Source organism: Pseudomonas sp. C11, assembly GCF_034683865.1.
In the GTDB taxonomy this organism is placed as follows: domain Bacteria; phylum Pseudomonadota; class Gammaproteobacteria; order Pseudomonadales; family Pseudomonadaceae; genus Aquipseudomonas.
In genome coordinates this window covers 115,675-142,077 of the sequence record NZ_JAWIIP010000002.1, presented here as the reverse complement: position 1 = coordinate 142,077, position 26,403 = coordinate 115,675, and the positions used below count along the sequence as shown (strand labels likewise).

Here is a 26,403-nt window from a genome sequence, read left to right as displayed (position 1 = left end):
GGTTGGCCAAGTCGAAGTTAGACAAGGTATTGAGAGAACATGGGTATGCATCCCGTACAGGTGATCGCGGTAACCGGCGGCAAGGGCGGTGTCGGTAAGACCAACGTGTCGGTGAATCTGTCCATGGCCCTCGCCGATCTGGGGCGCCGGGTGATGTTGATGGACGCCGACCTTGGGCTCGCCAACGTCGATGTGCTGCTGGGGCTGAGCCCCAAGCGCACCCTGGCCGACGTGATCGCTGGTGAGTGCGACCTGCGTGACGTCCTGCTGCAGGGGCCGGGCGGTATCCGCATCGTGCCGGCCGCATCGGGCACGCAGAGCATGGTCAACCTTTCGCCCATGCAGCACGCCGGCCTGATCCAGGCATTCAGCGATATCAGCGAAAACCTCGACGTATTGGTGATCGACACTGCAGCCGGCATCGGCGATGCGGTCGTCAGCTTCGTGCGGGCGGCGCAGGAAATTCTCGTTGTGGTCTGCGACGAGCCGACCTCGATCACCGACGCCTACGCGCTGATCAAGCTGCTCAACCGCGACCATGGCATCAGCCGCTTCCGCGTGCTGGCCAACATGGCGCACAGCCCGCAGGAAGGTCGCAATCTCTTTGCTAAGCTGACCAAGGTGACGGATCGTTTTCTCGATGTCGCCCTGCAGTACGTCGGCGCGGTGCCCTACGACGAATGCGTACGCAAGGCGGTGCAGAAGCAGCGCGCCGTCTATGAAGCCTTCCCGCGCTCCAAATGCGCACTGGCGTTCAAGGCAATCGCTCAGAAGGTCGATACCTGGCCGCTGCCGGCCAACCCGCGCGGCCATCTGGAGTTCTTCGTCGAGCGCCTGGTGAAGCAACCGACAGCAGACTCGGCCGTATGACAGCAGCCTCTGGACTTCGTATGTACAACAAGGCTCGTGCGCAGGACTCCCAGCACCAGTTGATCGAGCGCTATGCGCCGCTGGTCAAGCGCATTGCCTATCACTTGCTGGCGCGTCTGCCAGCCAGCGTGCAGGTGGACGATCTGATTCAGGCCGGGATGATCGGCCTGCTCGAAGCCTCGCGCAAATACGACTCCAGCAAGGGTGCAAGCTTCGAAACATTCGCCGGTATTCGCATCCGCGGTGCCATGCTCGACGAGGTACGCAAGGGCGATTGGGCACCGCGTTCGGTGCACCGCAACAGCCGGATGGTCAGCGATGCGATACGTACCGTTGAAGCGAGAACGGGGCGTGACGCTAAAGATCACGAGGTTGCTGCCGAACTCCAATTGAGTCTGGAAGATTACTACGGCATTCTTGGCGACACTTTGGGCAGCCGCCTGTTCAGTTTCGACGACCTATTGCAGGACGGTGAACATGGCGGACTGCACGAAGACGCCGGGCACACCCACCTCGAACCTTCGCGGGATCTCGAAGATGAACGCTTTCAAGCGGCATTGGCCGAGGCCATTGCCGGCCTGCCGGAGCGCGAGCGTCTGGTGCTGGCGCTGTATTACGATGAAGAACTGAACCTGAAGGAAATCGGTGAAGTACTGGGGGTCAGCGAATCGCGCGTCAGTCAGTTGCACAGTCAGTGCGCGGCGCGTCTGCGTTCGCGGCTGAGTGAATGGCGCGCTGGCTGAGTCGCAGCGCACTCGCAGGCAGAAACGGTTTCACGATTAAAGGACGTAGTTGCAAACGCAATACGTTTGGGACTGTACGGAGGTCGACTTGGACAAGAACATGAAAATCCTCATCGTTGACGATTTTTCGACGATGCGACGGATCATCAAGAACCTCTTGCGAGACTTGGGTTTCACCAATACCGCCGAGGCCGATGACGGCACTTCAGCGTTGCCGATGCTGCAGAGCGGCAGCTTCGACTTTCTGGTCACCGACTGGAACATGCCCGGTATGACCGGCATCGACCTGCTGCGTGCGGTACGTGCGGATGAGCGCCTCAAGCACCTGCCGGTGCTGATGGTCACCGCCGAAGCCAAGCGTGACCAGATCATCGAAGCGGCTCAGGCCGGCGTGAATGGCTATGTGGTCAAGCCCTTCACTGCGCAGGTGCTGAAGGAAAAGATCGAGAAGATCTTCGAGCGGGTCAACGGCTGATGTCGGCCGCGAGGGTGCTATGGAACACGATGATTCCACATTGGGCGATCTTGAAACGTCCCTGAAAACCAATGCCCGCGAACTGGTCGATAGCCTCGAAAAAGGTAACTTCGGCAACGCGGTGCAACTGATCAATGAGCTCAACAAGGTTCGTGATCGTGGTTTGTATCACGAGGTCGGCAAGCTGACCCGTGAGCTGCACAACGCTATTGTCAATTTTCAGCTCGACCCGCGCATGCCTCATGCCAAGGAGCTGTCGCAGATATCCGACGCCACCGAGCGTCTGAACTACGTCGTCACCCAGACCGAGAAAGCGGCTAACCGCACCATGGATCTGGTGGAGCAGAGTGCACCACTGGTCAATGACCTGGCCGATGAGGCGCAGAGCCTCAGCGCCGAGTGGGGTCGTTTCATGCGCCGGGAAATCGGCGCAGAGGGTTTCCGTGAGCTGGCCAAACGCATCGAGCTGTTCCTTGCGCGTAGCGAGCGTGACAGCAGCAAGCTGTCCAACCACCTCAACGACATTCTGCTGGCGCAGGATTACCAGGATCTGACCGGTCAGGTGATCAAGCGGGTGACGCAGCTGGTCACCGAGGTGGAAAGCAACCTGCTTAAATTAGTCCTAATGGCCAGTTCGGTAGACCGCTTCGCGGGTATCGAACATGACCACGATGCATTGCGTGCCGAACAACAGCAGCAAAAATCGCCGTCGACGGGTGAAGGTCCGCAGATTCATGCCGATAAGCGTGATGACGTCGCCTCCAATCAGGACGATGTCGACGACCTGCTATCCAGTCTTGGATTCTAAGGAGCACCCCACATGAGCTTCGGCGCCGATGAAGAGATCCTCCAGGATTTCCTGGTAGAGGCCGGCGAGATTCTCGAACAGTTGTCCGAGCAGTTGGTCGAGCTGGAAAGCCGACCGGACGACATGAACCTGCTGAACGCCATCTTTCGCGGTTTCCACACCGTCAAGGGCGGAGCAGGCTTCCTTCAGCTCAACGAGCTGGTGGAGTGCTGTCATATTGCCGAGAACGTGTTCGACATCCTTCGCAAGGGCGAGCGTCGCGTTGACGCTGAACTGATGGACGTTGTGCTCGAGGCGCTGGATGCGGTCAACAGCATGTTTGGCCAAGTTCGGGAACGCTCCGAGCCTACGCCAGCATCGCCCGAGCTGCTGGCGGCCCTGGCACGCCTGGCCGAGCCAGCAGGTGCGCAGCCCGAGCCGGTTGCCGAGCCTGTAGCGGTTCAGGCCGCGCCGGAGCCGGAGCCCGAACCTGTTGCCACGCCTGCTGCAAGTGCTGCGTCCTCCGACATCACCGATAGCGAGTTCGAGCAACTGCTCGATGCACTGGGGGATACGCCGCCGGCTGCGCCCGAAGCCAGCGCCGGCAGTGACGATATCACCGACGATGAATTCGAAGCGCTGCTCGATCAACTGCATGGCAAAGGTCAGTTCGCCGCGCCAGCCGCATCGGCACCGGCCCCTGCAGCTCCTGCTGCTGCCGCGCCCGCCGCACCTGCCGGTGACGATATCACCGACGACGAATTCGAAGCCTTGCTCGATCAGTTGCACGGCAAGGGCCAGTTCGCCGCGCCGGCTTCGCCTGCCGCGCCTGTAGCGGCCGCGCCAGCCGCCGCCCCGAGTGCCCCGGCCGGTGACGACATCACGGATGACGAGTTCGAATCGCTGCTCGATGAGTTGCACGGCAAGGGCAAATTCGTAGCGCCGGCTCCAGCTGCCGCTCCGGCCGCAGCGGCAGCACCGGCTCCTGCGGCGGCCAAGCCTACGCCTCAGCCAGCTGCTGCGCCGGCGGCCAAGCCGGCGGCCAAGCCCGAACCCGCTGCGCCGCGTGCTGCTGCGCCAGCTCCTGCGGCGGCGGAGAAGGCGCCTGCCAGCGAAGCCGAAACCACCGTACGGGTCGATACCGCACGCCTCGACGAGATCATGAACATGGTCGGCGAGCTGGTACTGGTGCGTAACCGCCTGGTGCGCCTGGGGCTCAACAGCGGCGACGAGGCCATGTCCAAGGCGGTGTCGAACCTCGACGTGGTCACGGCGGATCTGCAGACTTCGGTGATGAAGACCCGCATGCAGCCGATCAAGAAGGTCTTCGGCCGTTTCCCGCGCCTGGTTCGCGACCTGGCGCGCAATCTGAAGAAAGAGATCAACCTCGAGCTGGTGGGCGAAGAAACCGACCTCGACAAGAACCTGGTCGAGGCGCTGGCCGACCCGCTGGTGCACTTGGTGCGCAACGCGGTCGACCACGGCGTGGAGACCCCGGAAGAACGCGAGAAGGCCGGTAAGGCTCGCGCAGGTAGGGTGGTGCTGTCCGCCGAGCAGGAAGGTGACCACATCCTCTTGTCCATCACCGATGACGGCAAGGGCATGGATGCCGACATCCTGCGCGCCAAGGCGGTGGAGAAGGGCTTGCTGGACAAGGATGCAGCCGAACGTCTGAATGAGTTCGAATGCTACAACCTGATCTTCGCCCCGGGCTTCTCGACCAAGACCGAAATTTCCGACGTGTCCGGTCGCGGTGTCGGCATGGACGTGGTCAAGACCAAGATTTCCCAGCTCAACGGCACGGTCAACGTGTTCTCGCAGAAGGGCCAGGGCTCGAAGATCGTCATCAAGGTCCCGCTGACCTTGGCGATCATGCCGACGCTGATGGTCATGCTAGAGAATCAGGCCTTCGCGTTCCCGCTGGTCAACGTCAACGAGATCTTCCACCTCGATCTGTCGCGCACCAACGTGGTCGATGGCCAGGAAGTGGTGATCGTGCGCGACAAGGCGCTGCCGCTGTTCTATCTCAAGCGTTGGTTGGTGCCGCAGGCGTTCATGGAGGAGCAGCGTGAAGGGCATGTGGTGATCCTCACCGTAGGCAGTCAACGCATCGGTTTTGTCGTCGATCAATTGGTCGGTCAGGAAGAAGTGGTAATCAAGCCACTTGGCAAGATGTTGCAGGGCACCCCGGGGATGTCCGGGGCGACCATCACCGGCGACGGTCGCATCGCGCTGATTCTCGACGTACCGAGCATGCTCAAGCGCTACGCTCGACGTTTCTGATGGTTTTGCGGCACGGGCCGATGCCCGTGCCGTCTAGGAGTGTTTATGGCAGTCAAGGTCTTGGTAGTAGACGACTCCGGCTTCTTTCGCCGGCGTGTTTCGGAAATTCTGTCTGCCGATTCCAGCATTCAGGTGGTCGGGACGGCCACCAACGGACGGGAAGCCATCGATCAGGCGCTGGCGCTCAAGCCAGACGTGATCACCATGGATTACGAGATGCCGATGATGGATGGCATCACGGCTGTACGTAACATCATGCAGCGTTGTCCGACGCCTGTGCTGATGTTCTCCTCACTCACCCATGAAGGCGCACGTGTCACCCTGGATGCGCTGGATGCCGGGGCGGTGGATTTCCTGCCGAAGAATTTCGAGGACATCTCGCGTAACCCGGAGAAGGTCAAGCAACTGCTGTGTGAAAAGGTGCATTCCATTGCACGCAGCAACCGTCGCTTCAGTTCTGCGCTTGCCACACCGGCACCGGCTGTCACCAGCCCGACGCCTGCGCCAAGTCGCAGCGCTACCCCCGTTCGCACGCCGGCGCCCGCGACTCCTGCGCGTACTGTGTCGGCTGCAGGCGTTGCCTCCAGTGCCAGTAGTAATTCGCCGGCACCGCGCCGCAAGGCCTACAAGCTGGTCGCCATCGGCACCTCCACTGGTGGTCCGGTCGCCCTGCAACGAGTTCTGACCCAACTGCCGGCCAACTTTCCGGCGCCGATCGTGCTGATCCAGCACATGCCGGCTGCCTTCACCAAGGCTTTCGCCGAGCGCCTGGACAAGCTTTGCCGCATCCAGGTCAAGGAAGCCGAAGACGGTGACATCCTGCGCCCTGGCCTGGCTTTGCTGGCCCCTGGCGGCAAGCAGATGATGGTTGACGGTCGCGGTGCGGTGAAGATCCTGCCCGGTGACGAGCGTCTCAACTACAAGCCCTGTGTCGACATCACCTTCGGCTCTGCCGCCAAATCGTTCAACGACAAGGTGCTGGCCGTGGTGCTCACCGGCATGGGCGCCGATGGCCGTGAGGGTGCGCGCCTGCTCAAGCAGAACGGTAGCCAGGTATGGGCCCAGGACGAAGCCAGCTGCGTGATCTATGGCATGCCTATGGCGGTGGTGAAGGCCGATCTGGCCGATGCGGTCTATTCGCTCGACGACATCGGCCGACACCTGGCCGAGGCCTGTCAGTGATGAAACCTGAGCCGGGCGGTCATGCATGGATGTCCTGAGTCTAATCGGCGTCATTCTGGCGTTCGTCGCCATCCTCGGGGGCAACTATCTCGAAGGCGGACAAGCCTCGGCACTGCTCAATGGTCCGGCGGCGCTGATCGTGCTCGGCGGTACGCTCGGCGCGGCTTTCCTGCAGACGCCGATCAGCACGTTCAAGCGTTCCGTGGGCGTGTTGCGCTGGATCTTCTTCCCGCCGCGCATCGATCTGGTCGGTGGTATCAACCGGGTCGTCGGCTGGAGCATGGTGGCGCGCAAGGAGGGCTTGCTCGGTCTGGAGTCGGTGGCTGACGCCGAGCCGGACGCCTATGCGCGCAAGGGGCTGCAGTTGCTGGTCGATGGTGCTGAGCCGGAATCCATCCGTAGCATCCTCGAGGTCGATCTCTATACCCAGGAGGCCCGTGATATTCAGGCCGCCAAGGTGTTCGAGAGCATGGGCGGCTATGCGCCGACCATCGGCATCATCGGCGCGGTGATGGGCCTGATCCACGTGATGGGCAATCTGGCCGACCCCAGCATGCTTGGCAGTGGCATCGCCGTGGCCTTCGTCGCCACCATCTACGGTGTGGGGTTCGCCAACCTGTTGCTGCTGCCGGCTGGCAACAAACTCAAGTCCATTGCGCTGCGCCAGTCGCGCTACCGGGAAATGCTGCTCGAGGGCATTCTCTCCATCGCCGAGGGTGAGAACCCGCGTTCCATCGAATTGAAGCTGCAAGGCTTCATGGACTGATGGAGGCACTATGGCCCGCAGACGGCATCAGGAAGAACACGAGAATCACGAGCGCTGGCTGGTGTCCTACGCGGATTTCATCACGCTGTTGTTCGCCTTCTTCGTGGTGATGTACTCCATCTCCTCGATCAACGAGGGCAAGTACAAGATTCTCTCGGACACCCTGACCGGTGTATTCAACCAGCCGGATCGTTCGATCAAACCCATTCCTATCGGTGAGGAACGCCCGCGTACCGGCGATCCCGAACGGGCGACGATGAACGAGGACGACAAGGATGTGACCGACAGTACGCTGCGCAGCATTGCCTCCAGCGTGCGTGACGCCTTCGGTGACCTGATCCAGAGCGATCAGTTGAATATTCGCGGCAACGAAATGTGGATCGAGCTCGAACTCAGTTCCAGCCTGCTGTTCCCCAGCGGCGATGCCTTGCCGAACAATCAGGCATTCGACATCATCGAGAAGGTCGCCAAGATTCTGGCACCCTATGAAAATCCGGTGAAGGTGGAAGGGTTCACCGACAACCTGCCGATCCAGACGCCCCAGTATCCGACCAACTGGGAGCTGTCCTCGGCGCGAGCGGCAAGCATCGTGCGCATGCTCGCCATGGACGGGGTCAATCCTGTCCGTCTGTCTGCGGTGGGCTATGGTGAATTTCAGCCGGTTGCGGACAATTCGACGGCCGAAGGGCGTGCCCGTAATCGTCGGGTGGTGTTGGTGATCTCGCGTGACCTGGACAATCGCCGTAACAGCGGTAGTACCGCTGCAAGCCAAGGCGGAGCTGGCACGCAACCTGCAAAAGCGCCAGAGCAGGGGGCCGCACAACCGTGAACCGTCAAATCCCAGTCGCGCCGTCGCGGCGGTCGACAGCCATTCTCGGTCTGCATGCGTCACGCCGGGAGGATGAGAAAAGATGAAAGTCTGGGCAGTAGCCAATCAGAAAGGTGGTGTCGGCAAGACCACCACGTCCATCGCACTGGCGGGTCTGCTGGCGGATGCCGGCAAGCGTGTCGTCGTCGTCGACCTCGATCCGCACGGATCCATGACCAGCTATTTCGGCCATGACCCGGATACGCTGGAGCACAGCTGTTTCGACCTGTTCCTGCATCAGGGCAACGTGCCGCAGGGGCTGCCGAAGCAATTGCTGCATGGCACCAGCCACGAGAACATTTCCCTGTTGCCCTCGAGTACCGCACTGGCGACGCTGGAGCGTCAGTCGCCGGGGCAGAGCGGCCTGGGGCTGGTGATTGCCAAAAGCCTGGCGCAGCTGTGGGAGGATTTCGATCACGCGGTCATCGACAGTCCGCCGCTGCTCGGCGTGCTCATGGTCAATGCCCTGGCGGCGAGTCAGCAACTGGTGATCCCGGTGCAAACCGAGTTCCTTGCGGTCAAGGGGCTGGAGCGCATGATCACCACGCTGACCATGATCAATCGTTCGCGCAAGCAGGCGCTGCCATACACCATCGTGCCGACGCTGTTCGACCGCCGTACCCAGGCCTCGATGAGCACGCTGAAAGTCTTGCGCAATACTTACCCCGATCATCTCTGGCCGGCCTATATTCCGGTCGATACGCGCTTGCGCGATGCCAGTCGGGCAGGGCGCACGCCTTCGCAGTTCGACGCGGGTAGCCGTGGCGTGATCGCCTATCGTGCCTTGCTCAAGCATCTGCTGAGCCATCAGCCCGCCGCGCAGGTAGCCTGATATGCGCGTCTGTGTTGAACTGCACTCAAGTCGAGCCACATTCCTGCCGATAGGCTGTACAGGCCTTGATCACGGTGTTCACCCATGAGTCGTAACCTCGCTACTGCCACGCGCTCCCAACTGGCCCTGCAGTCCTATCTGGACGGCCTGCTGCAGGAAGCGGCTGCCGAGCTCGAACAGTCCGTCGATATCGATGAGTTCGAGGCTGCCGTACTCGAGGAGCAGGTGCGTGATGCGCGCCTGGTTCAGCCGGTTGCGATGCCGGTGGTGGCCGCGCCGCAGGTGCAGGTCACTGCCCCTGAAGTGATCGTGCCGACTCCGGTGATCGAAGAGGCGCCGCCGCTGGTGGCACCGGTTGCCGAGATCACGCCGCTGCAGACCGCCCTCGATGCCGACGGGCGTCCCGGCTGGGCTGAGGAGCCGTTCGAATGCCTGTTGTTCGACGTTGCCGGGCTGACGCTGGCGGTTCCGTTGATCTGCCTCGGTTCCATCTACCCGCTGGAAGGGCAGGAGCTGACGCCGCTGTTCGGCCAGCCCGACTGGTTCCTCGGCATCCTGCCCAGCCAGGCCGGTAACCTCAAGGTGCTGGATACCGCGCGCTGGGTCATGCCTGATCGTTACCGCGACGACTTCCGTGAAGGCCTGCAGTACGTGATTTCCGTGCAGGGCTACGAGTGGGGGCTGGCAGTGCATCAGGTCAGTCGCTCCATCCGCCTTGACCCCAGTGAGGTCAAGTGGCGCAGCCAGCGCACGCAACGCCCCTGGCTGGCGGGTACGGTAATCGAACACATGTGTGCGCTGCTCGATGTGGCGGCGCTTGCCGAACTGATTGCCAGTGGGGGTGCCAAGCACCTCAATGGCGGAAAACTGCATTAAGAATTGGTGGGCTCGTGCCAACGGGCTCTATAGTTGATGACAAGCGGGTGTAATCCGCGCGTGCCGCACTGAGCGGTTTTTGACGAGGCTAGGGACATGAAGAAAAGTTCTGCACAAGGTGCCGAAGATCCGATTCTGCAGTGGGTGACCTTTCGCCTGGACAACGAGACCTATGGCATCAACGTGATGCAGGTACAGGAAGTCCTGCGCTACACCGAAATCGCACCGGTTCCGGGGGCTCCGAGCTATGTGCTGGGCATCATCAACCTGCGCGGCAACGTGGTCACGGTGATCGATACGCGCCAGCGTTTCGGCCTGGGCTCCGCGCCGGTGACCGACAACACCCGTATCGTCATCATCGAGGCGGACAAGCAAGTGGTCGGCATCCTGGTCGACAGCGTCGCCGAGGTCGTTTACCTGCGCCAATCCGAGATCGAAACGGCGCCGAACGTCGGTAACGACGAGACGGCCAAGTTCATCCAGGGCGTTTGCAACAAGAACGGCGAACTGCTGATCCTGGTCGAGCTCGACAAGATGATGTCCGAGGAAGAGTGGTCGGAGCTGGAGAGCATCTGAGCCATGTCCGAGTTTGCCATGCTTGCTGCGGCCCTGGCCTTCGTGGCGCTGCTGTGCGTGGCATTGGGCATCGTCTGCAACGGCCTGTACCGCAATCAGCAGCGGCTGTTGGCGGAGCAGGCCAGGCGTGACGCCGCGCGCGATGCGCGGATTCGCGAGCTGGGCAAACGCCTCGATGCCTACCTGACCGGTAGCATTCGCATGGGCGAGGAGTTGCACGAACTGCGTCGTATCGTGGCGCCGTTACCGGACAAGGTCAGTCAGATCGAGCAGCGCGATCCCAACAGCCTGTCCTTCACCCAGGCTGCGCGCCTGGTGGGCATGGGGGCCAGTGTCGATGACCTGACCCAGTCCTGTGGCCTGAGCAAGGCCGAAGCTGAACTGATCAGCCGCCTGCATCAACCTCGCGCCAGTCAATCGAATTGAAGCTGCCTGCAGGCGCTTCGATGTCCTTGCCGACAGTCAGTTCCGCAGCCTATTGCGCCCGGTTTGCTTCGCTCAGTGGCTCGGCCCGCGAAGAAGAGGAAGGCTTGGCGTCACGTCACGCTCGCCGTCTTCCTTGAATCCCGGTGGCCGCTTGCCCTGCAGGTACCAGGCGAAGGCGATGATCTCGGCGATACAGCGATACAGCGCTTCGGGAATGGCATCGCCCAGCTCCAGCCGGGCCAGTAAACGCACCAGCTCGGCGTTTTCGTAGATCGGTACTTCGTATTCGCGGGCGATGGCCAGGATCGCCTCGGCCAGCTCGTCATCGCCCTTGGCGCTGAGCACTGGCGCGCTCTGCCCGTCATAGGTGAGGGCAATGGCCTGGCGTGCTTCGGGCTGTGACTTGCGGCTCATGCGGTTTCATCCACCCAGCGTTGTTCCAGTGAGGTCTTCGGTCCTTGCGGCGGCATGCCCTGGCTGCAGGCCAGTTCGCCGACTTCGAGCCCGGCGGCTTGCAGACGTTCGCGCAGGTGACCCAGTTCGGTATTGATCAGCGCGGTGGTATCGGCGCGTTCGGCCCATAGCTGGCTGGACAGGCTGCCGCGCAGCAATTGCGCGCGAACCTGCAGTGGGCCCAGGTGGGGCAGATCGAAGGCCAGGTCGATGCGCCACAGTGGCTCCTTCTGCTCGTGCTTGTCCGACTTGGCATTCTGTTCCTCGTGCTGCAGCTTGATCTGCAGGGGCAGGATTTCCTGCTGGTGGCGCATCGGCAGTTCCAGTTGCCAGGTGGTCACCAGGTTGCCATTGGCGTCGACCTGGGTTTGCGCCAGGCTCGACAGCTGATGCGTCTGCAGCCGTGAGATGGCGGCAGCAGCGAGCTTGAGCAGGGCCTCCAGATCGACCTCGCCTTCTTCCATGTTCTGCAGCAGGCGCGAGGGCAGGGGGAAACTGAGGGCTTGCTGACGTGCCGAGCTGCCTGTGCTGTTGATGCCCAGCATCTGGCGGGCCAGGGCAGGCAGGTTCTGGCTGATCGCCCCTTGCAGCCCGGCCAGTGTTCCGGTGCCACCCGGCAATTGCGGCAGCAATTGTGCAACCAGCCGCAGCAGGTTGGCTTTCAGATCCTGTGGCAGGCCACTGGTTTGCCCGTGCAGCAGCTTGGCTTCGAATAGCAGGCCACTGCTCTCCATCGCTTTGGCCAGACCTTTGGCTGTGCTGAGCTGGCCGCTGTCAGGCAAGGCGCCCAGGAGTTTGTCGATGCTGTCTTGCACCGCATCGTCACCGCCTGCAAGGCCTTGCAGGCCCTTGAACAGCCCTTCCAGCGACGCCTGACGATTCTGTTGTGCGGCCAGTTGCTGACCCAGCACCAGTTGATCGAGGCGGCCGCTCAGTGGCAGGAAGGCCAGGCTCTGGCTGCCCTGTACCTGAGCGCTGAGCAGGCTGCCGACCGGCAGTGGCATGGCGCTGTCGATCGCCAGCTTGCTGCCGGCCAGCGGCGTATTGAGCAGGTTGACCACCAGGCGGTAGAGCTGTTGCGTCGCTTGCATCGGCAGGGCATCGCGACTGATCACCTTGCCTTGCACCAGTGTGCCTGGAGGGAGTTGCTGCAGATCGAGGCTCGTCAGCGCCTTATCGCCTCCGGCTTGCAGCGCCAGAGCCAGGCGTGTGTCGGACAGCGCCGTGACCACCAGGGTGCTGCCCTGCGCCAGCGGGCGTGGGCTCTCGGCCTGCAGGGTGGTCTGCTTGCCGCCTTCGAGCGTCAGTTTCAGTAGCAGTTGGAACGTCTGCGCCTGCTCGCGTACGGCCACCACTTCGGCCTTGGCGCTTTCCCCGGCGGCCAGCATGCCCTCCAGTGGCTGCAGCAGGCGTACGGCCAGATCCGCCGCCGTCGCCGTGCTACGGCTCACCGGAGTGGCGGGGGGAAGTGGGCGTGGGCTGCTGATCTCGCTCATGGGCTCTCATTTAGCTGACGGTGTACGGCTTCGCCAGTACACCCTGCGGCAGATTCACACCCTGTCGAAAATGCCGACTGCGGGTGTCGTTCTCTGACATGTATAATGCCGCCCCGTTGCGCATCGCGCTTCCGGCACGCGTCAGTATAGCGGCCGAACCATCGCCGACTTGAACCCTGCCAGGTATCGATGACCCGTTCCGTTCCTCTTCTCGAAGCCGTGGCGCTCTCTTGTGAGCGGGACTGGCGCATGCTTTTCGAGCATCTGGCGTTCCGTCTCGACAGCGGTGACATGCTGCAGATCAGCGGCCCCAACGGCAGCGGCAAGACCAGCCTGCTGCGGCTGATCGCCGGGCTGCGTCAGCCGACCGCCGGGGACATCCTGTTGCAGGGGCGGGCACTGGCCGAACAACGCGGCGAGCTGGCGCGCAATCTGCTGTGGATTGGCCATGCGGCCGGCATCAAGAGCTTGCTGACGGCCGAGGAGAATCTCGCCTGGCTCTGTGCCCTGCATCGTCCGGCCAGCCGTGAGGCGATCTGGCAGGCGCTGGAAGCCGTCGGCCTGCGTGGTTTCGAGGATGTGCCCTGTCACACCCTGTCCGCTGGCCAGCAGCGCCGTGTCGCCCTGGCGCGTCTGTATCTCGCCGACACGCCGCCGCTGTGGGTGCTCGACGAGCCCTTCACCGCATTGGACAAGCACGGCGTGGCGCAGCTCGAAGCCCACCTGGCCAGCCATTGCGAACGTGGCGGTGTGGTGGTGCTGACCACTCACCACAGCCTGCAGCACAAACCGGCCACCTACCGCGAACTCGATCTGGGGCAGCACGCCGCATGAGCAACGTCTTCACTCAATTGCTCAGCCGCGAAATGCGCCTGCTGGCCCGGCGCCCGTCGGATCTGGCCAACCCGCTGGTGTTCTTCGCCATCGTCATCGCTCTGTTCCCCCTGGCGGTCGGGCCGGAGACGCAATTGTTGCAAACCCTTTCTCCCGGTCTGGTCTGGGTCGCTGCGTTGTTGGCCGTGCTGCTCTCGCTGGACGGGCTTTTCCGCAGTGATTTCGAGGACGGCTCGCTGGAACAGTGGGTCCTTTCGTCGCACCCCCTGCCTCTTCTGGTGTTGGCCAAGGTGCTGGCACACTGGCTGTTCAGCGGCCTGGCGCTGGTCTTGCTGGCGCCCTTGCTGGCTCTGATGCTCGGTTTGCCCGGGCGTTGCCTGCCGGTGCTGCTGATCTCCCTGCTGCTCGGCACCCCGGTGCTGAGCCTGCTCGGCGCGGTGGGCGCGGCGCTCACCGTCGGTCTCAAGCGCGGCGGCCTGCTGCTGGCGCTGCTGATTCTGCCGCTGTACATCCCGGTGCTGATTCTCGGCAGCGGAGCATTGCAGGCGGCCCTGCAAGGATTGCCGGCGAGCGGCCACCTGTTGTGGCTGGCGAGCCTCACTGCCCTGGCAGTGACCCTGACACCTTTTGCGATTGCCGCCGGCCTGACCATCAGCGTCGGCGAATAAGAACGAACCGTGATGTAGCCCGGATGCAATCCGGGAGTTCTCGATAGCCTCCCGGATTGCATCCGGGCTACGTGTAGATGATGAGCGATCTGAATGAACTGGACGTGGTTTCACAAGTGGGGTTCGCCCAAGTGGTTCTATGAGATGAGTGGCCGCTGGCTGCCCTGGCTCAGCATCGCCGCCGTGCTGCTGATCGTCGCCGGCCTGGTCTGGGGTCTGGCCTTCGCACCGCCGGACTACCAGCAGGGCAACAGCTTTCGCATCATCTACATCCACGTGCCGGCTGCCTTCCTGGCGCAATCGATCTACGTCATGCTTGCCGTCGCCGGCCTGGTTGGCCTGGTGTGGAAGATGAAGCTGGCCGATGTCGCCCTGCAGCAGGCCGCGCCCATCGGTGCCTGGATGACCTTCATCGCGCTGATCACCGGCGCCATCTGGGGCAAGCCGACCTGGGGCACTTACTGGGTGTGGGACGCGCGCCTGACCTCCATGCTGATCCTGCTGTTCCTCTATTTCGGCGTCATCGCCTTGGGCAACGCCATCAGCAACCGCGACAGCGCCGCCAAGGCCTGCGCCGTGCTGGCCATCGTCGGTGTGGTCAACATTCCGATCATCAAGTACTCGGTGGAGTGGTGGAATTCGCTGCACCAGAGCGCCACTTTCAAACTCACCGAGAAGCCCGCCATGCCCGTTGAAATGTGGCTGCCGCTGCTGCTCGGAGTCGTGGGCTTCTACTGCTTCTTCGGCGCCGTGCTGCTCTATCGCATGCGCCTGGAAGTGCTCAAGCGCGAAGCGCGCAGCAGTTGGGTGAAGACCGAAGTGGAGAAACTGGTGGAGGGCCGGGCATGAGTTTTTCCTCGTTCGCCGAGTTTCTCGCCATGGGCACCCACGGGGTCTATGTGTGGAGCGCCTATGGCATCAGCCTGGTGGTTCTGCTGCTGAACGTGGTGCTGCCGATTCTGGCGCGCCGCCGTTACCTGCAAGACGAGGCGCGTCGCTTGCGCCGGGAGAAGTCCAAGTGAATCCGGTTCGCAAGAAACGCCTGTACATCGTCCTCGCCATTCTCTGTGGCGTGGGTGTCGCCGTGGCGCTGGCGCTCAGTGCGCTGCAGCAGAACATCAACCTGTTCTACACGCCCACGCAGATCGCCAATGGCGAGGCGCCGGAAGGCACCCGTATTCGCGCTGGCGGTCTGGTGGAGGAGGGCTCGGTGAAGCGCTCGGCCGATTCGCTGGAGGTGGACTTCGTGGTGACCGACGGCGCCCATGAGGTGACCATCCGTTACCACGGCATCCTCCCGGATCTGTTCCGCGAAGGGCAGGGCATCGTCGCCCTCGGCCGGGTCAACGAGCAGGGCGTGCTGGTGGCCGACGAGGTGCTGGCCAAGCATGACGAAAACTACATGCCGCCGGAAGTGATGCAGGCGCTGGAAAAGAGCGGAATGAAGCAGCAACACGATGCCGCGACTGCCGGCAAGCAGGGTTACCAGCAGGAGAGCGCGCAATGATTCCCGAACTTGGCCACTTGGCGATGATTCTGGCCCTGTGCCTGGCCGCCGTGCAGGCCACGCTGCCGTTGATCGGCGCCTGGCGGGGCGATCACCAGTGGATGAGCCTGGCGCAGCCGGCGGCCTGGGGGCAGTTCGCATTCCTGGCGTTCTCCTTCGCCTGCCTGACTTACGCCTTCATGGTCGACGATTTCTCCGTCGCCTACGTGGCCAGCAACTCCAACACCGCACTGCCCTGGTACTACAAGTTCAGTGCCGTGTGGGGCGCGCACGAAGGTTCCTTGCTGCTCTGGGCGCTGATCCTCGGCGGCTGGACCTTCGCTGTGGCGATCTTCTCCCGTCATCTGCCGGAAGAGATGCTCGCCCGTGTGCTGGCGGTGATGGGCATGATCAGCGTCGGCTTCCTGCTGTTTCTGATCATCACCTCCAACCCCTTCGCGCGCCTGCTGCCCAACGTGCCGGTCGACGGCCGTGACCTCAACCCGCTGCTGCAGGACTTCGGCCTGATCGTTCATCCGCCGATGCTGTATATGGGCTATGTCGGCTTCTCCGTGGCCTTCGCCTTCGCCATCGCCGCGCTGCTCGGCGGCAAGCTGGACGCTGCATGGGCGCGCTGGTCGCGGCCCTGGACCATCGTAGCCTGGGCCTTCCTCGGTATCGGTATTGCGCTCGGCTCCTGGTGGGCCTACTACGAGCTGGGCTGGGGCGGCTGGTGGTTCTGGGATCCGGTGGAGAACGCCTCGTTCATGCCCTGGCTGGTGGGCACCGCGCTGATCCACTCGCTGGCTGTCACCGAGAAGCGCGGTGTGTTCAAGAGCTGGACGGTGCTGCTGGCCATCGCTGCCTTCTCCCTCAGTCTGCTCGGCACCTTCCTGGTTCGCTCCGGCGTACTGACCTCGGTGCATGCCTTCGCCACCGACCCGGAGCGTGGCGTGTTCATTCTCGCCTTCCTGCTGGTGGTGGTTGGCGGCTCGCTGGCGCTGTTCGCCCTGCGTGCGCCGGTGGTGCGCAGCCAGGTCGGCTTCGGTCTGTGGTCGCGCGAGACGCTGCTGCTGGTGAATAACATCGTGTTGGTGGTGGCGGCTTCGATGATCCTGCTCGGCACGCTCTATCCGCTGGTGCTCGATGCCCTGACCGGCGCCAAGCTGTCGGTCGGCCCGCCTTACTTCAACGCCCTGTTCCTGCCGTTGATGGCGCTGCTGATGGCGGTGATCGCCGTCGGTGTGCTGGTGCGCTGGAAGGACACTCCGCTGAAATGGCTGGGCGGCATGCTGACCCCGGTACTGGTGGCCAGCGTGGTGCTGGCGCTGATCGCCACATTCCTGCATGGCGACTTCCATTGGGCGGTGCTGGCCGTCTGCCTGCTGGCCTTCTGGGTGGTTCTGGCCGGCGTGCGCGACGTGCTCGACAAGACCCGGCATAAAGGCTTGCTCAAAGGCCTGCCAAGCCTGGGCCGCAGCTACTGGGGCATGCAGTTGGCGCACTTCGGCTTCGCCTTCTGCGCCCTCGGCGTGGTGCTGACCAGTCTGGGCAGCTACGAGCGTGACCTGCGCATGGCGCCAGGCGACTCGGTGGAACTGGGTGGCTATCGCTTCCAGTTCGACGGTGCCGAGCATTTCGAAGGCCCCAACTTCATTTCCGACAAGGGCACGGTGCGCGTCTTCGACGGCGAGCGGCAGATCAAGGTACTGCACCCGGAAAAACGCCTGTACACCGTGCAGCAGGCGACCATGACCGAGGCGGGCATCGATGCCGGCTTCACCCGTGACCTCTTCGTCGCCCTCGGCGAGCCGTTGGAGCAGGGCGCCTGGGCCGTGCGCGTGCATATCAAGCCCTTCGTACGCTGGATCTGGCTCGGTGGCTTGCTGATGGCCTTCGGTGGTTTGCTCGCCGCTGCCGACAAGCGCTACCGCATCAAGGTCAGAACCCGCGTACGCGAAGCGTTGGGCATGGAGGCTACCGCATGAGACGTCTGTTATTGCTGTTACCGCTGCTGGCGTTCCTGGCGGTCGCCGTGTTCCTCTATCGCGGGCTGTTCCTCGATCCGTCCGAGTTGCCTTCGGCATTGATCGGCAAGCCGTTCCCTGCGTTCAGTCTGCCGTCGGTGACCGAACCATCGCGCACCCTGACCCAGGACGACCTCAAGGGCAAGCCAGCCCTGGTCAACGTCTGGGGCACCTGGTGCCCTGCCTGTCGCCATGAGCATCCGGTGCTGAACAAGCTGGCCGAAGCCGGCGTGGTGATCCATGGCATCAACTACAAGGACGAGCGTGAGCCCGCGCAAAAATGGCTGCGCGATCTTCACAACCCCTACCAGCTCAACATCGAGGACGCCAAGGGCACGCTGGGGCTGGATCTGGGTGTGTACGGCGCACCGGAAACCTTCTTCATCGACGCCAAGGGCATCATCCGCCACAAGTACGTCGGTGCTATCGACGAGCGCATCTGGCGCGAACAGTTGGCCCCGGTCTACCAGCAACTGGTCGACGAGGCCCAGCCATGAAGCGCCTGCTGATCGCCACCGGCTTGGCGCTGGGTCTGCTGGCCAGCGCCCACGCCGCCATCGACACCTACGAGTTCGCCAACGAGGCCGAGCGTGAGCGCTATCGCACGCTGGTCGAGGAGCTGCGCTGTCCCAAGTGCCAGAACCAGAACATCGCCGATTCCAATGCGCCGATCGCCATGGATCTGCGCAACGAGGTCTACCAGATGGTCGAAGCGGGCAAGACCGACGCGCAAATCATCGATTTTCTCGTCGCCCGCTACGGTGACTTCGTCCTCTACAACCCGCCCGTGACCAGCCGCACCCTGCTGCTCTGGTATGGCCCGGCTGGGCTGCTGCTGATCGGCTTTGGTGTGCTCGGGGTGATCGTCCTGCGCCGCCGTGGCCAGAAGGTACGCCCTGACAACGGACTCAGTAGCGACGAACAGCAGCGCCTTGCCGCACTGCTCGAACAAGCCTCTCAGGACAAGAAAGACCGATGATCGATTTCTGGTTGCCCGCCGGGCTGCTGTTGCTCACTGCCCTGGCATTCCTGCTGATCCCCGTGCTGCGCGTGCGCAAGCTGCAGGCCGAGGAAGACCGTACGGCCCTCAACGTCACCCTCTATCAGGAACGCCTGCAGGAGCTGCAAACGCAGCACCAGCGCGGCGTGCTCGACGATGCGCAGTTGGAGGCCGGCCGCGCCGAGGCTGCGCGTGAGCTGCTGACCGATACTGAAGGCGTGCAGCGCCGTAGCAGCGTGCTGGGCGGCAAGATTCCGCTGCTGGCGGCGATCCTGGTGCCGGTGCTCGGTGTGGGGCTGTACATGCACTGGGGCGCGCTGGAGCCATTGCAGCAGGCGCGCGAGATGGCCGCGCAACAGCCGCAGAGCATCGGCGAAATGACCGCCCGCCTGGAGCGTGCGGTGCAGGAGCAGCCGGAGTCCGCCGAAGCCTGGTACTTCCTCGGCCGTACCTACATGGCTCAGGATCGCGCAACCGACGCCGCCAACGCCTTCGAGAAAGCGGTGGGCCTGGCGGGCCGTGCGCCCGAGCTGCTCGGGCAGTGGGCCCAGGCGCTGTACTTCGCCAACGGCAAGCAGTGGAATGCGCAGTTGCAGGCACTGACCGACGAGGCCCTGAAAGCCGATGCTCAGGAGGTCACCAGCCTCGGCCTGCTTGGCATCGCTGCCTACGAAAGCCAGCGTTATGCCGATGCGGTGCGTTACTGGGAACGTCTGGTTGCCGTATTGCCCGAGCAGGATCCGTCGCGTGCCGCCATCGCTGGTGGCATCGAGCGTGCCCGTCAGCAGATGGGCGAGGGTGAGCAGGCCAGCGCCGCCGACGAGCCAGCGGCCAAGGTGCATGCGCTGGAGGTCAGCGTCTCGCTGACGCCGGAGGTGCAGGCGCAGGTGCAGCCGGACGATGCCGTGTTCATCTTCGCCCGCGCCCTCAGCGGCCCGCCGATGCCGCTGGCGGTCAAGCGCCTGAAGGTGTCCGAGCTGCCGGCGCAGGTCAGCCTGTCCGATGTCGATGCGATGATGCCCGAGCTGAAGCTGTCGCGCTTCGAGCAGGTGCAACTGGTGGCGCGCGTCTCGCGTGCCGGCAATGCCACCCAGGGCGAATGGATCGGCAGGCTTGGCCCGGTGTCGAACACCGCGCGTGAGGTTCAGGCAGTGGTGATCGACAGCCGCGACGGCCAGGCGCAATGAAGCGCCTGGCGCTGCTCTGTGTGCTCGGCTTCGGCCTCAGTGGCTGCGTCCTGCCGCAGCCGGCTTCGTCAGTCGCTGAACTGCCGCCGGTGCAGCAACCTGCGCACCCGCGCTACGCGCCGCCGCCTGGCGTGAAGAGCCACTGGAACCCGGCGCTGGGCGTTTATGTAGTTGAAGGCGCGCGTGATCTGTACTACCGCGAACGCATCTTCTATCGCTTCGAGGGTGGCTGGGGTTGGTCGCCACAGGCCGGTGGGCCGTGGCGTGAAACCGATAGCAGCGGCATCCCACCGGGCTTGTTCCGGCACTACCAGAACCGTTGAGGGGTAGGGCGGGTACAACTCGCCGCCTCGGTTCTGGCGGGTTTCACCCGCCCTACATGAAAAACGGCGCCCACGGGCGCCGTTTTTCGTGGAGGGGTCAATGCGCCCAGATCAGCCCTACCAGCAGATAGCTGAGCAGCGTTACCAGCAGCACGCCGAACAGATTGAGGGCGAAGCCGGCCTTGATCATCGACTGAATCTTCATATGCCCTGTGCCGAACACGATGGCGTTCGGCGGCGTCGCCACCGGCATCATGAAGGCGCAACTGGCGGCGATGGCAGCAGGAATCGCCAGCAGCTCGGCGGGCATGCCCTGCGACACTGCGAGCGCGCCGAGCAGCGGCAGGAAGGCAGCAGCAGTGGCGGTGTTGGAGGTCACTTCGGTGAGGAAGATGATCACCAGCACCACCAGCCCGATCATCGCCAGGATGGGCAGCGCGCCGAGGCTGCCGAGGCCTTGGGCGATCCACTCGGCCAGCCCGGTGCTGCGGATCACCGCGGCCAGTGCCAGGCCACCCCCGAATAACAGCAGTACGCCCCAGGGCAGTTTGCCGGCGCTTTCCCAGTCCATCAGGAATACACGTTTGCCGGCGTCCACGGGGATGATGAACAGGGCCAGCGCGGCGGCAATGGCGATGCTGGTGTCGTTCACCCCCGGCACTTGGTCGGCGATCAGCGGCTGGAAGACCCAGGCCAGGGCGGTGGTCACGAACACCAGCGCCACCAGTTTTTCGCCACGGCTGAGCGGGCCGAGTTCGGCCAGTTCCTGGCGAATCAGCGCATGGCTATCGTGGCCGTTGAGGGCGAAGCCGCCACGGGTCAGCCACCACCAGGTGAACACCAGCATCAGGCTCGCCACCGGCAGGCCGATCAGCATCCACTGGCCGAAGCCGATTTCCACGTCGTAGTTCTCCGCCAGGAACGCTGCGAGCAGGGCATTGGGCGGTGTGCCGATCAGCGTGGCGATGCCACCGATGCTGGCGGCATAGGCGATGGCCAGCAGCAGCGCGGTGGCGAAGCGTTCCCGCGCCACCGAGCTGGTGCCTTGCTCGCCGGCCAGCAGGCCGACGACCGAGAGGCCGATGGGCAGCATCATGATGGTGGTGGCCGTGTTGCTCACCCACATGCTGAGAAAGGCCGTGGCCAACATGAAGCCGGCTACCTGGCGAGTGGGTTTGCTACCCACCGCGAGCAATGTCATCAGGGCGATGCGCTTGTGCAGGTTCCAGCGTTCCATCGCCAGGCCGATGACGAAGCCGCCGAGGAACAGGTAGATGGTCGGGTTGGCATAAGGTGCGGTCGCCGCGTTGAGGCTGTCGATGCCCAGCGCCGGGATCAGCAGAATCGGCAGCAGCGAGGTGGCGGGAATCGGGATGGCTTCGGTCGACCACCAGGTGGCCATCAGCAAGGTCAGCCCGACGGTGGCCCAGGCGGCCTCGGACAGGCCGCCCGGCGGCTCGGTGAGCAGGCACAGCAGCAATAGCGCTGGGCCGAGAATGAGGCCTGTCCAGGCGGCTTTGGCGGGGGCAGTGGAGGTTTCGGCCATGGGCTCCGTTCCAGTCAAAAAGGCGGTTTTATAGCTCGTTGAGCGCCTTTAAGACCACGCCATGGCCCATCGGTTTTGCTTCATTCTGTGTCGTGCGGCCGAGCCGGACTCAGACGTTGTCCTCGCCATGGCGCTTGAACAGCGGGCTACCGCAGCGGTTGCAGAAGGCCGCACTGTGCTCGTGGCGTGGTTTGTGGCAGTGCGGGCAGTCGTGAACCATCTGCTCCTCCTGGCGCATCGCCGTGGCCAGTTCGGCGGTGAAAATACCGGTAGGCACGGCGATGATCGAATAACCTGTGATCATCACCATCGTGGCCAGCATCTGCCCCACGGGCGTCTGCGGAGTGATGTCGCCAAAGCCCACGGTGGTCAGTGTTACCACTGCCCAGTAGATGCTGATGGGGATGCTGGTGAAGCCATTGGCCGGGCCTTCGACCACGTACATCAGGGCGCCAAACACCGTCACCAGGGTCGAGACCGTGACCAGGAATACGATGATCTTCTGCTTGCTGCCGCGCAGCGCCACCAGCAGGAAATTGGCCTGAGTCAGGTACTGGCGCAGCTTGAGGATGCGGAAGATACGCACCATGCGAATGACCCGGACGATCATCAGGTATTGCGCATCGACGAATATCAACGCCAGGAAGGCCGGTAATACGGCGAGCAGATCGACCAGGCCGAAAAAGCTGAAGGCGTAGCGCAGTGGTTTGGGCGAGCAATACAGGCGCAGGCCGTATTCGATGGCGAACAGCGCGGTGAACCCCCACTCCAGTGCGCTGAACAAACCGGCATGCTGAGTGTGAAAGCGCTCGATGCTGTCGAGCATCACCACCACCAGACTGGCGAGAATGGCCAGCAGCAGCCAGTTGTCGAAGCGCTGCCCGGCACGGGTGCTGGTCTCGAAAATGATGATGTACAGGCGCTGGCGCCAGGTCTGGCCCTTGTCCACGGCATGCTTCTCCTGATGGTGCGAGGGGCAAGCCTAGGCAGGACGCCGCCGCGAGGGCAAGTGATCGGAGCCGGAAGAGGGGGAGGTGGCGATACGGGTTGATCCCTGTATGACGATGCCCTTCAGGGCAGGAAATGCGTTCCGGCATTGCGAAAATTTGACAATCTCCCAGCCGTTTCATAATTTCAGCGCCTCGCAAACGTTTGCGTGACGATAAAAACGACAATAACCACGGAGTGCTCCCTCATGTCCGGTTTCCGTCCTGCCCGTCTCTGCGCCGCCATTGCCCTTGGCGCCGCTGCCCTTGTCAGTTTCTCCAGTGCCCATGCCGCCGAAGGCGAGCCGCCTCGCGTCGCGCTGGTGATGAAGTCCCTGGCCAATGAGTTCTTCCGCACCATGGAAGACGGCGCCAAGGCCTACCAGAAAGAACATCCTGACCAGTTCGAACTGGTCGCCAACGGCATCAAGGATGAGACCGATACCTCGGCGCAGATTCGCATCGTCGAGCAGATGATCGTCGCCAAGGTCGATGCCCTGGTGATCGCGCCCGCCGATTCCAAAGCGCTGGTGCCGGTGATCAAGAAGGCCAGCGATGCCGGCATCAAGGTGGTCAACATCGACAACCGCCTCGACCCGGACGTGGTCAAGAGCAAAGGCCTGGACGTGCCCTTCGTAGGCCCGGACAACCGCAAGGGCGCGCGCCTGGTCGGTGAATACCTGGCCGAGGAAAAGCTCAAGGCCGGTGACGAAGTCGGCATCATCGAAGGCGTATCCACCACCACCAATGCCCAGCAGCGCACCGCAGGCTTCAAGGATGCGATGGAAGCGGCCGGCATGAAGATCGTCGGCGTGCAGTCCGGCAACTGGGAAATCGACCGTGGCAACGCCGTGGCCTCGGCCATGCTCAACGAGTACCCGGATCTGAAAGCACTGCTGGCCGGCAACGACAGCATGGCCCTCGGCGCCGTATCGGCGGTGCGTGCCGCCGGCAAGAAGGATCAGGTGCAGGTGGTCGGCTACGACAACATCAACGCCATCAAGCCGATGCTCAAGGACGGTCGCGTACTCGCCACCGCCGACCAGTTCGCGGCGCGCCAGGCGGTGTTCGGCATCGAGGCGGCGCTGAAGCTGGTCAAGGGTGAGCCCACCGATGCCAAAGACGGCGTGATCGAAACCCCCGTCGAACTCGTGACCAAACCGTGACCCACGCGGTAACCAGTGGCGAGGCCGTTCTCGTCGCTCGCAATATCGGCAAGACCTACGTCCAGCCTGTGCTGGGCGGGGTCGAGCTGGAGCTGCGCGCCGGTGAAGTGCTGGCGCTGACCGGCGAGAACGGCGCCGGCAAAAGCACCCTCTCGAAGATTTTCTGCGGGCTGGAGCAACCGACTACCGGCTCACTGAGCTTCCTCGGCCAGCCCTATGCACCAGCCAGCCGCCGCGAGGCCGAGCGCCTCGGCGTGCGCATGGTGCTGCAGGAACTCAACCTGCTGCCGACGCTGACCGTGGCCGAGAACCTGTTTCTCGACAACCTGCCCAGCCGCGCTGGCTGGATTGCCCGTGGCCGCCTGCGCGAGATGGCGCGCGAGGCCATGGCGCGGGTCGGCCTGGAAGCCATCGACCCGGATACGCCGGTGGCGGCGCTGGGCGTCGGCCACCAGCAGATGGTCGAGATCGCCCGCAACCTGATCGGCGAGTGCCGCGTGCTGGTGCTCGACGAACCGACAGCCATGCTCACCGCCCGCGAGGTCGATCTGCTGTTCGAGCAGATCCAGCGCCTGCGTGACGCCGGTGTGGCCATCGTCTACATCTCCCATCGCCTGGAAGAGCTGGCCAAGGTGGCGCAGCGCGTTGCCGTGCTGCGCGATGGCCAACTGGTGGCGGTGGAGCCCATCGGCCGCTACTCGAGCGACGAGCTGGTCACCCTGATGGTCGGCCGCGAGGTCGGTGAGGCCATCGATCTGGGCGAACGGCAGATCGGCGCGCCGCTGTTGCAGGTCAAGAATCTCAGCCGCCGCGGCAAGGTCGACGAGGTGTCATTCAGCGTGCGCGCTGGCGAGATCTACGGCATTTCCGGGCTGATCGGCGCCGGCCGTACCGAGCTATTGCGCCTGATCTACGGCGCCGACCGCGCTGACAGTGGCGAAGTGGCCATCGGCAATCCGCTGGTGCCGGTGCAGGTGCGTTCGCCCGCCGAAGCGGTGCGCAACGGTATCGCGCTGATCACCGAAGACCGCAAGAGCGAGGGCTTGCTGCTCGGCCAGCCAATCGCCGCCAACCTGGCGCTGGGCAATATGCCGACGGTATCCAGGCATGGCCTGATGCGCCCTGCGGCCGAACAGGCTCTGGCGCAGCGGCAGATCGATGCCATGCGCATTCGCTGTAATGGCGCTCACCAGGCGGTGGGCGAGCTGTCCGGCGGCAACCAGCAGAAGGTGGTGATCGGCCGCTGGCTGGAGCGCGACTGCCAGGTGCTGCTGTTCGACGAGCCGACTCGCGGCATCGACGTTGGCGCCAAGTTCGAAATTTATGGCCTGCTCGGTGAGCTGGCACGCCAGGGCAAGGCCCTGGTGGTGGTGTCCAGCGACTTGCGCGAGCTGATGCTGATCTGCGACCGCATCGGCGTGATGTCGGCCGGGCGCCTGATTGAAACCTTCGACCGCGATGACTGGAGCCAGGATCGCCTGCTGGCTGCCGCCTTCGCCGGCTATCGCAGCCGTGATGCCTTGCTTGGCGAGGCTGTTCCCCCGTTACAGGAGCTTTCCCGATGACCACTTCGTCCGCCACCGCCAGCAAGCGCAGTGGCACGCACCAGGGCCTGGGCACTTATCTCGGCCTGGCCGGTGCACTGCTGGCGATGATCGTGCTGTTCTCTTCGCTGAGCAGCCATTTTCTGTCTTACGCCACCTTTACCACCCTGGCCAACCAGATTCCGGATCTGATGGTGCTGGCAGTGGGCATGACCCTGGTGCTGATCATCGGTGGCATTGACCTGTCGGTGGGCTCGGTACTGGCCCTCGCTGCTGCCGTGGTCAGTGTCGCCACCCTCGGCTTCGGTTGGGGCATCCTGCCGGCCGCACTGCTAGGCATGGCCTGCGCGGCGCTAGCCGGCAGCGTGACCGGGGTCATCACCGTGGCCTGGGGCATTCCCTCATTCATCGTCTCCCTTGGCGTACTGGAGATGGCGCGCGGCCTGGCCTACCAGCTCACTGACTCGCGCACCGCCTATATCGGCGACGCGTACGCCTGGTTGTCGACGCCGTTCGCTGCGGGTATCTCTCCGTCGTTCGTCATCGCGCTGCTGGTGATCGCTGCTGCCCACTTGCTGCTGACCCGCACCGTGTTTGGCCGTTACCTGGTGGCCATCGGTACCAATGAAGAGGCTGTGCGCCTGGCCGGCATCAACCCCAAGCCGTACAAGATTTCCGTGTTTGCCCTGATGGGCCTGCTTGCCGGCCTAGCCGCGCTGTTCCAGATTTCCCGCCTGGAAGCGGCTGACCCGAACGCCGGTTCCGGCCTGGAACTGCAGGTGATCGCCGCCGTGGTGATCGGTGGCACCAGCCTGATGGGCGGGCGTGGTTCGGTGATCAGCACCTTCTTCGGCGTGCTGATCATTTCCGTGCTGGCTGCCGGCCTGGCGCAGATCGGCGCCACCGAGCCGACCAAACGCATCATCACCGGTGCGGTGATCGTCATCGCGGTGATTCTCGACACCTACCGCAGCTACCGCGCCAAGCGCCGGGGCTAAGCCGC

Annotated in this window: 29 protein-coding genes; 25 read left to right on the top strand and 4 right to left on the bottom strand. The window is 63.6% G+C overall.

What is annotated here, in order from left to right; genetic code table 11:
* Positions 1 to 39: 39 nt before the first annotated feature.
* The 12 genes from fleN to VC352_RS03735 all read left to right on the top strand — a co-directional run bounded on the left by fleN (position 40) and on the right by VC352_RS03735 (position 10,684).
* A complete protein-coding gene (fleN, locus tag VC352_RS03790; RefSeq protein ID WP_322978254.1) occupies positions 40 to 870 on the top strand; it encodes a flagellar synthesis regulator FleN in 831 nt (276 codons plus the stop codon).
* On the top strand, positions 867 to 1,613 hold the full coding sequence (gene fliA, locus VC352_RS03785) for an RNA polymerase sigma factor FliA (protein WP_322978253.1): 747 nt from the start codon (positions 867 to 869) through the stop codon (positions 1,611 to 1,613). The genes fleN and fliA overlap by 4 nt, the downstream gene beginning before the upstream one ends.
* A 100-nt stretch (positions 1,614 to 1,713) precedes the next feature.
* Positions 1,714 to 2,088, top strand: a complete 375-nt coding sequence (locus tag VC352_RS03780; protein ID WP_169968482.1) for a chemotaxis response regulator CheY — start codon at positions 1,714 to 1,716, stop codon at positions 2,086 to 2,088.
* Between the two features lie 19 nt (positions 2,089 to 2,107).
* On the top strand, positions 2,108 to 2,896 hold the full coding sequence (locus VC352_RS03775; RefSeq protein WP_322978252.1) for a protein phosphatase CheZ: 789 nt from the start codon (positions 2,108 to 2,110) through the stop codon (positions 2,894 to 2,896).
* Positions 2,897 to 2,908: 12 nt separating this feature from the next.
* Positions 2,909 to 5,158 (top strand): chemotaxis protein CheA, encoded by a 2,250-nt coding sequence (locus tag VC352_RS03770; RefSeq protein ID WP_322978251.1) that lies wholly within the window; start codon positions 2,909 to 2,911, stop codon positions 5,156 to 5,158.
* Positions 5,159 to 5,203: 45 nt separating this feature from the next.
* Positions 5,204 to 6,340: a chemotaxis response regulator protein-glutamate methylesterase gene (locus VC352_RS03765; protein ID WP_322978250.1), complete on the top strand. Its 1,137-nt coding sequence runs from the start codon at positions 5,204 to 5,206 to the stop codon at positions 6,338 to 6,340.
* A 25-nt stretch (positions 6,341 to 6,365) separates the two neighbouring features.
* Positions 6,366 to 7,106: a flagellar motor protein gene (locus tag VC352_RS03760; protein ID WP_322978249.1), complete on the top strand. Its 741-nt coding sequence runs from the start codon at positions 6,366 to 6,368 to the stop codon at positions 7,104 to 7,106.
* 10 nt (positions 7,107 to 7,116) lie between these two features.
* Positions 7,117 to 7,935, top strand: coding sequence for a flagellar motor protein MotD (gene motD / locus VC352_RS03755; RefSeq protein ID WP_322978248.1), 819 nt, complete (start codon positions 7,117 to 7,119; stop codon positions 7,933 to 7,935).
* A gap of 82 nt (positions 7,936 to 8,017) precedes the next feature.
* Positions 8,018 to 8,806: a ParA family protein gene (locus VC352_RS03750; protein ID WP_322978247.1), complete on the top strand. Its 789-nt coding sequence runs from the start codon at positions 8,018 to 8,020 to the stop codon at positions 8,804 to 8,806.
* A gap of 84 nt (positions 8,807 to 8,890) precedes the next feature.
* Positions 8,891 to 9,682, top strand: a complete 792-nt coding sequence (locus VC352_RS03745; RefSeq protein ID WP_322978246.1) for a CheW domain-containing protein — start codon at positions 8,891 to 8,893, stop codon at positions 9,680 to 9,682.
* Between the two features lie 96 nt (positions 9,683 to 9,778).
* Positions 9,779 to 10,258 (top strand): chemotaxis protein CheW, encoded by a 480-nt coding sequence (locus VC352_RS03740; RefSeq protein ID WP_322978245.1) that lies wholly within the window; start codon positions 9,779 to 9,781, stop codon positions 10,256 to 10,258.
* 3 nt (positions 10,259 to 10,261) lie between these two features.
* Positions 10,262 to 10,684: a DUF2802 domain-containing protein gene (locus VC352_RS03735; RefSeq protein ID WP_322978244.1), complete on the top strand. Its 423-nt coding sequence runs from the start codon at positions 10,262 to 10,264 to the stop codon at positions 10,682 to 10,684.
* 72 nt (positions 10,685 to 10,756) lie between these two features.
* Here the strand turns inward: VC352_RS03735 and VC352_RS03730 are convergent, their stop codons facing one another.
* Positions 10,757 to 11,098, bottom strand: coding sequence for an EscU/YscU/HrcU family type III secretion system export apparatus switch protein (locus VC352_RS03730; protein ID WP_322978243.1), 342 nt, complete (start codon positions 11,096 to 11,098; stop codon positions 10,757 to 10,759).
* Complete coding sequence (locus VC352_RS03725) at positions 11,095 to 12,633, bottom strand: flagellar hook-length control protein FliK (protein WP_322978242.1); 1,539 nt, start codon at positions 12,631 to 12,633, stop codon at positions 11,095 to 11,097. The genes VC352_RS03730 and VC352_RS03725 overlap by 4 nt, the downstream gene beginning before the upstream one ends.
* A gap of 189 nt (positions 12,634 to 12,822) precedes the next feature.
* Here VC352_RS03725 and ccmA point away from each other — a divergent pair, with 189 nt between their 5' ends.
* From ccmA to VC352_RS03675, 10 genes are all read left to right on the top strand, one after another.
* On the top strand, positions 12,823 to 13,467 hold the full coding sequence (ccmA, locus tag VC352_RS03720) for a cytochrome c biogenesis heme-transporting ATPase CcmA (RefSeq protein ID WP_322978241.1): 645 nt from the start codon (positions 12,823 to 12,825) through the stop codon (positions 13,465 to 13,467).
* Positions 13,464 to 14,135, top strand: coding sequence for a heme exporter protein CcmB (gene ccmB / locus VC352_RS03715; protein ID WP_268178220.1), 672 nt, complete (start codon positions 13,464 to 13,466; stop codon positions 14,133 to 14,135). The genes ccmA and ccmB overlap by 4 nt, the downstream gene beginning before the upstream one ends.
* A 93-nt stretch (positions 14,136 to 14,228) precedes the next feature.
* Positions 14,229 to 14,984 (top strand): heme ABC transporter permease, encoded by a 756-nt coding sequence (locus VC352_RS03710; RefSeq protein WP_322978240.1) that lies wholly within the window; start codon positions 14,229 to 14,231, stop codon positions 14,982 to 14,984.
* The gene (gene ccmD / locus VC352_RS03705; protein ID WP_322978239.1) at positions 14,981 to 15,157 is read left to right on the top strand and encodes a heme exporter protein CcmD; all 177 of its coding nucleotides are present in this window, start codon (positions 14,981 to 14,983) and stop codon (positions 15,155 to 15,157) included. Before VC352_RS03710 ends, ccmD begins: the two co-directional genes overlap by 4 nt.
* On the top strand, positions 15,154 to 15,642 hold the full coding sequence (gene ccmE / locus VC352_RS03700) for a cytochrome c maturation protein CcmE (protein ID WP_322978238.1): 489 nt from the start codon (positions 15,154 to 15,156) through the stop codon (positions 15,640 to 15,642). The genes ccmD and ccmE overlap by 4 nt, the downstream gene beginning before the upstream one ends.
* On the top strand, positions 15,639 to 17,609 hold the full coding sequence (locus VC352_RS03695; protein WP_322978237.1) for a heme lyase CcmF/NrfE family subunit: 1,971 nt from the start codon (positions 15,639 to 15,641) through the stop codon (positions 17,607 to 17,609). Before ccmE ends, VC352_RS03695 begins: the two co-directional genes overlap by 4 nt.
* Positions 17,606 to 18,145, top strand: a complete 540-nt coding sequence (locus VC352_RS03690; protein WP_322978236.1) for a DsbE family thiol:disulfide interchange protein — start codon at positions 17,606 to 17,608, stop codon at positions 18,143 to 18,145. The genes VC352_RS03695 and VC352_RS03690 overlap by 4 nt, the downstream gene beginning before the upstream one ends.
* On the top strand, positions 18,142 to 18,627 hold the full coding sequence (locus VC352_RS03685) for a cytochrome c-type biogenesis protein (RefSeq protein WP_322978235.1): 486 nt from the start codon (positions 18,142 to 18,144) through the stop codon (positions 18,625 to 18,627). Before VC352_RS03690 ends, VC352_RS03685 begins: the two co-directional genes overlap by 4 nt.
* On the top strand, positions 18,624 to 19,835 hold the full coding sequence (gene ccmI / locus VC352_RS03680) for a c-type cytochrome biogenesis protein CcmI (RefSeq protein ID WP_322978234.1): 1,212 nt from the start codon (positions 18,624 to 18,626) through the stop codon (positions 19,833 to 19,835). The genes VC352_RS03685 and ccmI overlap by 4 nt, the downstream gene beginning before the upstream one ends.
* Positions 19,832 to 20,158, top strand: a complete 327-nt coding sequence (locus VC352_RS03675; RefSeq protein ID WP_322978233.1) for a hypothetical protein — start codon at positions 19,832 to 19,834, stop codon at positions 20,156 to 20,158. Before ccmI ends, VC352_RS03675 begins: the two co-directional genes overlap by 4 nt.
* 97 nt (positions 20,159 to 20,255) lie before the next feature.
* Here VC352_RS03675 and VC352_RS03670 read toward each other — a convergent pair whose 3' ends face one another.
* Positions 20,256 to 21,704 (bottom strand): DASS family sodium-coupled anion symporter, encoded by a 1,449-nt coding sequence (locus VC352_RS03670; protein ID WP_322978232.1) that lies wholly within the window; start codon positions 21,702 to 21,704, stop codon positions 20,256 to 20,258.
* A 109-nt stretch (positions 21,705 to 21,813) separates the two neighbouring features.
* Positions 21,814 to 22,653, bottom strand: a complete 840-nt coding sequence (locus VC352_RS03665; RefSeq protein ID WP_322978231.1) for an ion transporter — start codon at positions 22,651 to 22,653, stop codon at positions 21,814 to 21,816.
* Positions 22,654 to 22,899: 246 nt separating this feature from the next.
* On the opposite strand from VC352_RS03665, the gene VC352_RS03660 reads away from it, so the two are divergent.
* The 3 genes from VC352_RS03660 to VC352_RS03650 are packed head-to-tail and all read left to right on the top strand — an operon-like array spanning position 22,900 to position 26,398.
* Positions 22,900 to 23,856, top strand: a complete 957-nt coding sequence (locus tag VC352_RS03660) for a sugar ABC transporter substrate-binding protein (RefSeq protein WP_322978230.1) — start codon at positions 22,900 to 22,902, stop codon at positions 23,854 to 23,856.
* Positions 23,853 to 25,421: a sugar ABC transporter ATP-binding protein gene (locus tag VC352_RS03655; protein WP_322978229.1), complete on the top strand. Its 1,569-nt coding sequence runs from the start codon at positions 23,853 to 23,855 to the stop codon at positions 25,419 to 25,421. The genes VC352_RS03660 and VC352_RS03655 overlap by 4 nt, the downstream gene beginning before the upstream one ends.
* A complete protein-coding gene (locus tag VC352_RS03650; protein ID WP_322978228.1) occupies positions 25,418 to 26,398 on the top strand; it encodes an ABC transporter permease in 981 nt (326 codons plus the stop codon). Before VC352_RS03655 ends, VC352_RS03650 begins: the two co-directional genes overlap by 4 nt.
* The last annotated feature ends 5 nt before the right edge of the window (positions 26,399 to 26,403 follow it).

Coding starts and splice junctions, on each gene's coding strand:
- fleN (WP_322978254.1), top strand. CDS start 40: ATGGGTATGCATCCCGTACAGGTGATCGCGGTAACCGGCGGCAAGGGC.
- fliA (WP_322978253.1), top strand. CDS start 867: ATGACAGCAGCCTCTGGACTTCGTATGTACAACAAGGCTCGTGCGCAG.
- VC352_RS03780 (WP_169968482.1), top strand. CDS start 1,714: ATGAAAATCCTCATCGTTGACGATTTTTCGACGATGCGACGGATCATC.
- VC352_RS03775 (WP_322978252.1), top strand. CDS start 2,108: ATGGAACACGATGATTCCACATTGGGCGATCTTGAAACGTCCCTGAAA.
- VC352_RS03770 (WP_322978251.1), top strand. CDS start 2,909: ATGAGCTTCGGCGCCGATGAAGAGATCCTCCAGGATTTCCTGGTAGAG.
- VC352_RS03765 (WP_322978250.1), top strand. CDS start 5,204: ATGGCAGTCAAGGTCTTGGTAGTAGACGACTCCGGCTTCTTTCGCCGG.
- VC352_RS03760 (WP_322978249.1), top strand. CDS start 6,366: ATGGATGTCCTGAGTCTAATCGGCGTCATTCTGGCGTTCGTCGCCATC.
- motD (WP_322978248.1), top strand. CDS start 7,117: ATGGCCCGCAGACGGCATCAGGAAGAACACGAGAATCACGAGCGCTGG.
- VC352_RS03750 (WP_322978247.1), top strand. CDS start 8,018: ATGAAAGTCTGGGCAGTAGCCAATCAGAAAGGTGGTGTCGGCAAGACC.
- VC352_RS03745 (WP_322978246.1), top strand. CDS start 8,891: ATGAGTCGTAACCTCGCTACTGCCACGCGCTCCCAACTGGCCCTGCAG.
- VC352_RS03740 (WP_322978245.1), top strand. CDS start 9,779: ATGAAGAAAAGTTCTGCACAAGGTGCCGAAGATCCGATTCTGCAGTGG.
- VC352_RS03735 (WP_322978244.1), top strand. CDS start 10,262: ATGTCCGAGTTTGCCATGCTTGCTGCGGCCCTGGCCTTCGTGGCGCTG.
- VC352_RS03730 (WP_322978243.1), bottom strand. CDS start 11,098: ATGAGCCGCAAGTCACAGCCCGAAGCACGCCAGGCCATTGCCCTCACC.
- VC352_RS03725 (WP_322978242.1), bottom strand. CDS start 12,633: ATGAGCGAGATCAGCAGCCCACGCCCACTTCCCCCCGCCACTCCGGTG.
- ccmA (WP_322978241.1), top strand. CDS start 12,823: ATGACCCGTTCCGTTCCTCTTCTCGAAGCCGTGGCGCTCTCTTGTGAG.
- ccmB (WP_268178220.1), top strand. CDS start 13,464: ATGAGCAACGTCTTCACTCAATTGCTCAGCCGCGAAATGCGCCTGCTG.
- VC352_RS03710 (WP_322978240.1), top strand. CDS start 14,229: ATGAACTGGACGTGGTTTCACAAGTGGGGTTCGCCCAAGTGGTTCTAT.
- ccmD (WP_322978239.1), top strand. CDS start 14,981: ATGAGTTTTTCCTCGTTCGCCGAGTTTCTCGCCATGGGCACCCACGGG.
- VC352_RS03695 (WP_322978237.1), top strand. CDS start 15,639: ATGATTCCCGAACTTGGCCACTTGGCGATGATTCTGGCCCTGTGCCTG.
- VC352_RS03690 (WP_322978236.1), top strand. CDS start 17,606: ATGAGACGTCTGTTATTGCTGTTACCGCTGCTGGCGTTCCTGGCGGTC.
- VC352_RS03685 (WP_322978235.1), top strand. CDS start 18,142: ATGAAGCGCCTGCTGATCGCCACCGGCTTGGCGCTGGGTCTGCTGGCC.
- ccmI (WP_322978234.1), top strand. CDS start 18,624: ATGATCGATTTCTGGTTGCCCGCCGGGCTGCTGTTGCTCACTGCCCTG.
- VC352_RS03675 (WP_322978233.1), top strand. CDS start 19,832: ATGAAGCGCCTGGCGCTGCTCTGTGTGCTCGGCTTCGGCCTCAGTGGC.
- VC352_RS03670 (WP_322978232.1), bottom strand. CDS start 21,704: ATGGCCGAAACCTCCACTGCCCCCGCCAAAGCCGCCTGGACAGGCCTC.
- VC352_RS03660 (WP_322978230.1), top strand. CDS start 22,900: ATGTCCGGTTTCCGTCCTGCCCGTCTCTGCGCCGCCATTGCCCTTGGC.
- VC352_RS03650 (WP_322978228.1), top strand. CDS start 25,418: ATGACCACTTCGTCCGCCACCGCCAGCAAGCGCAGTGGCACGCACCAG.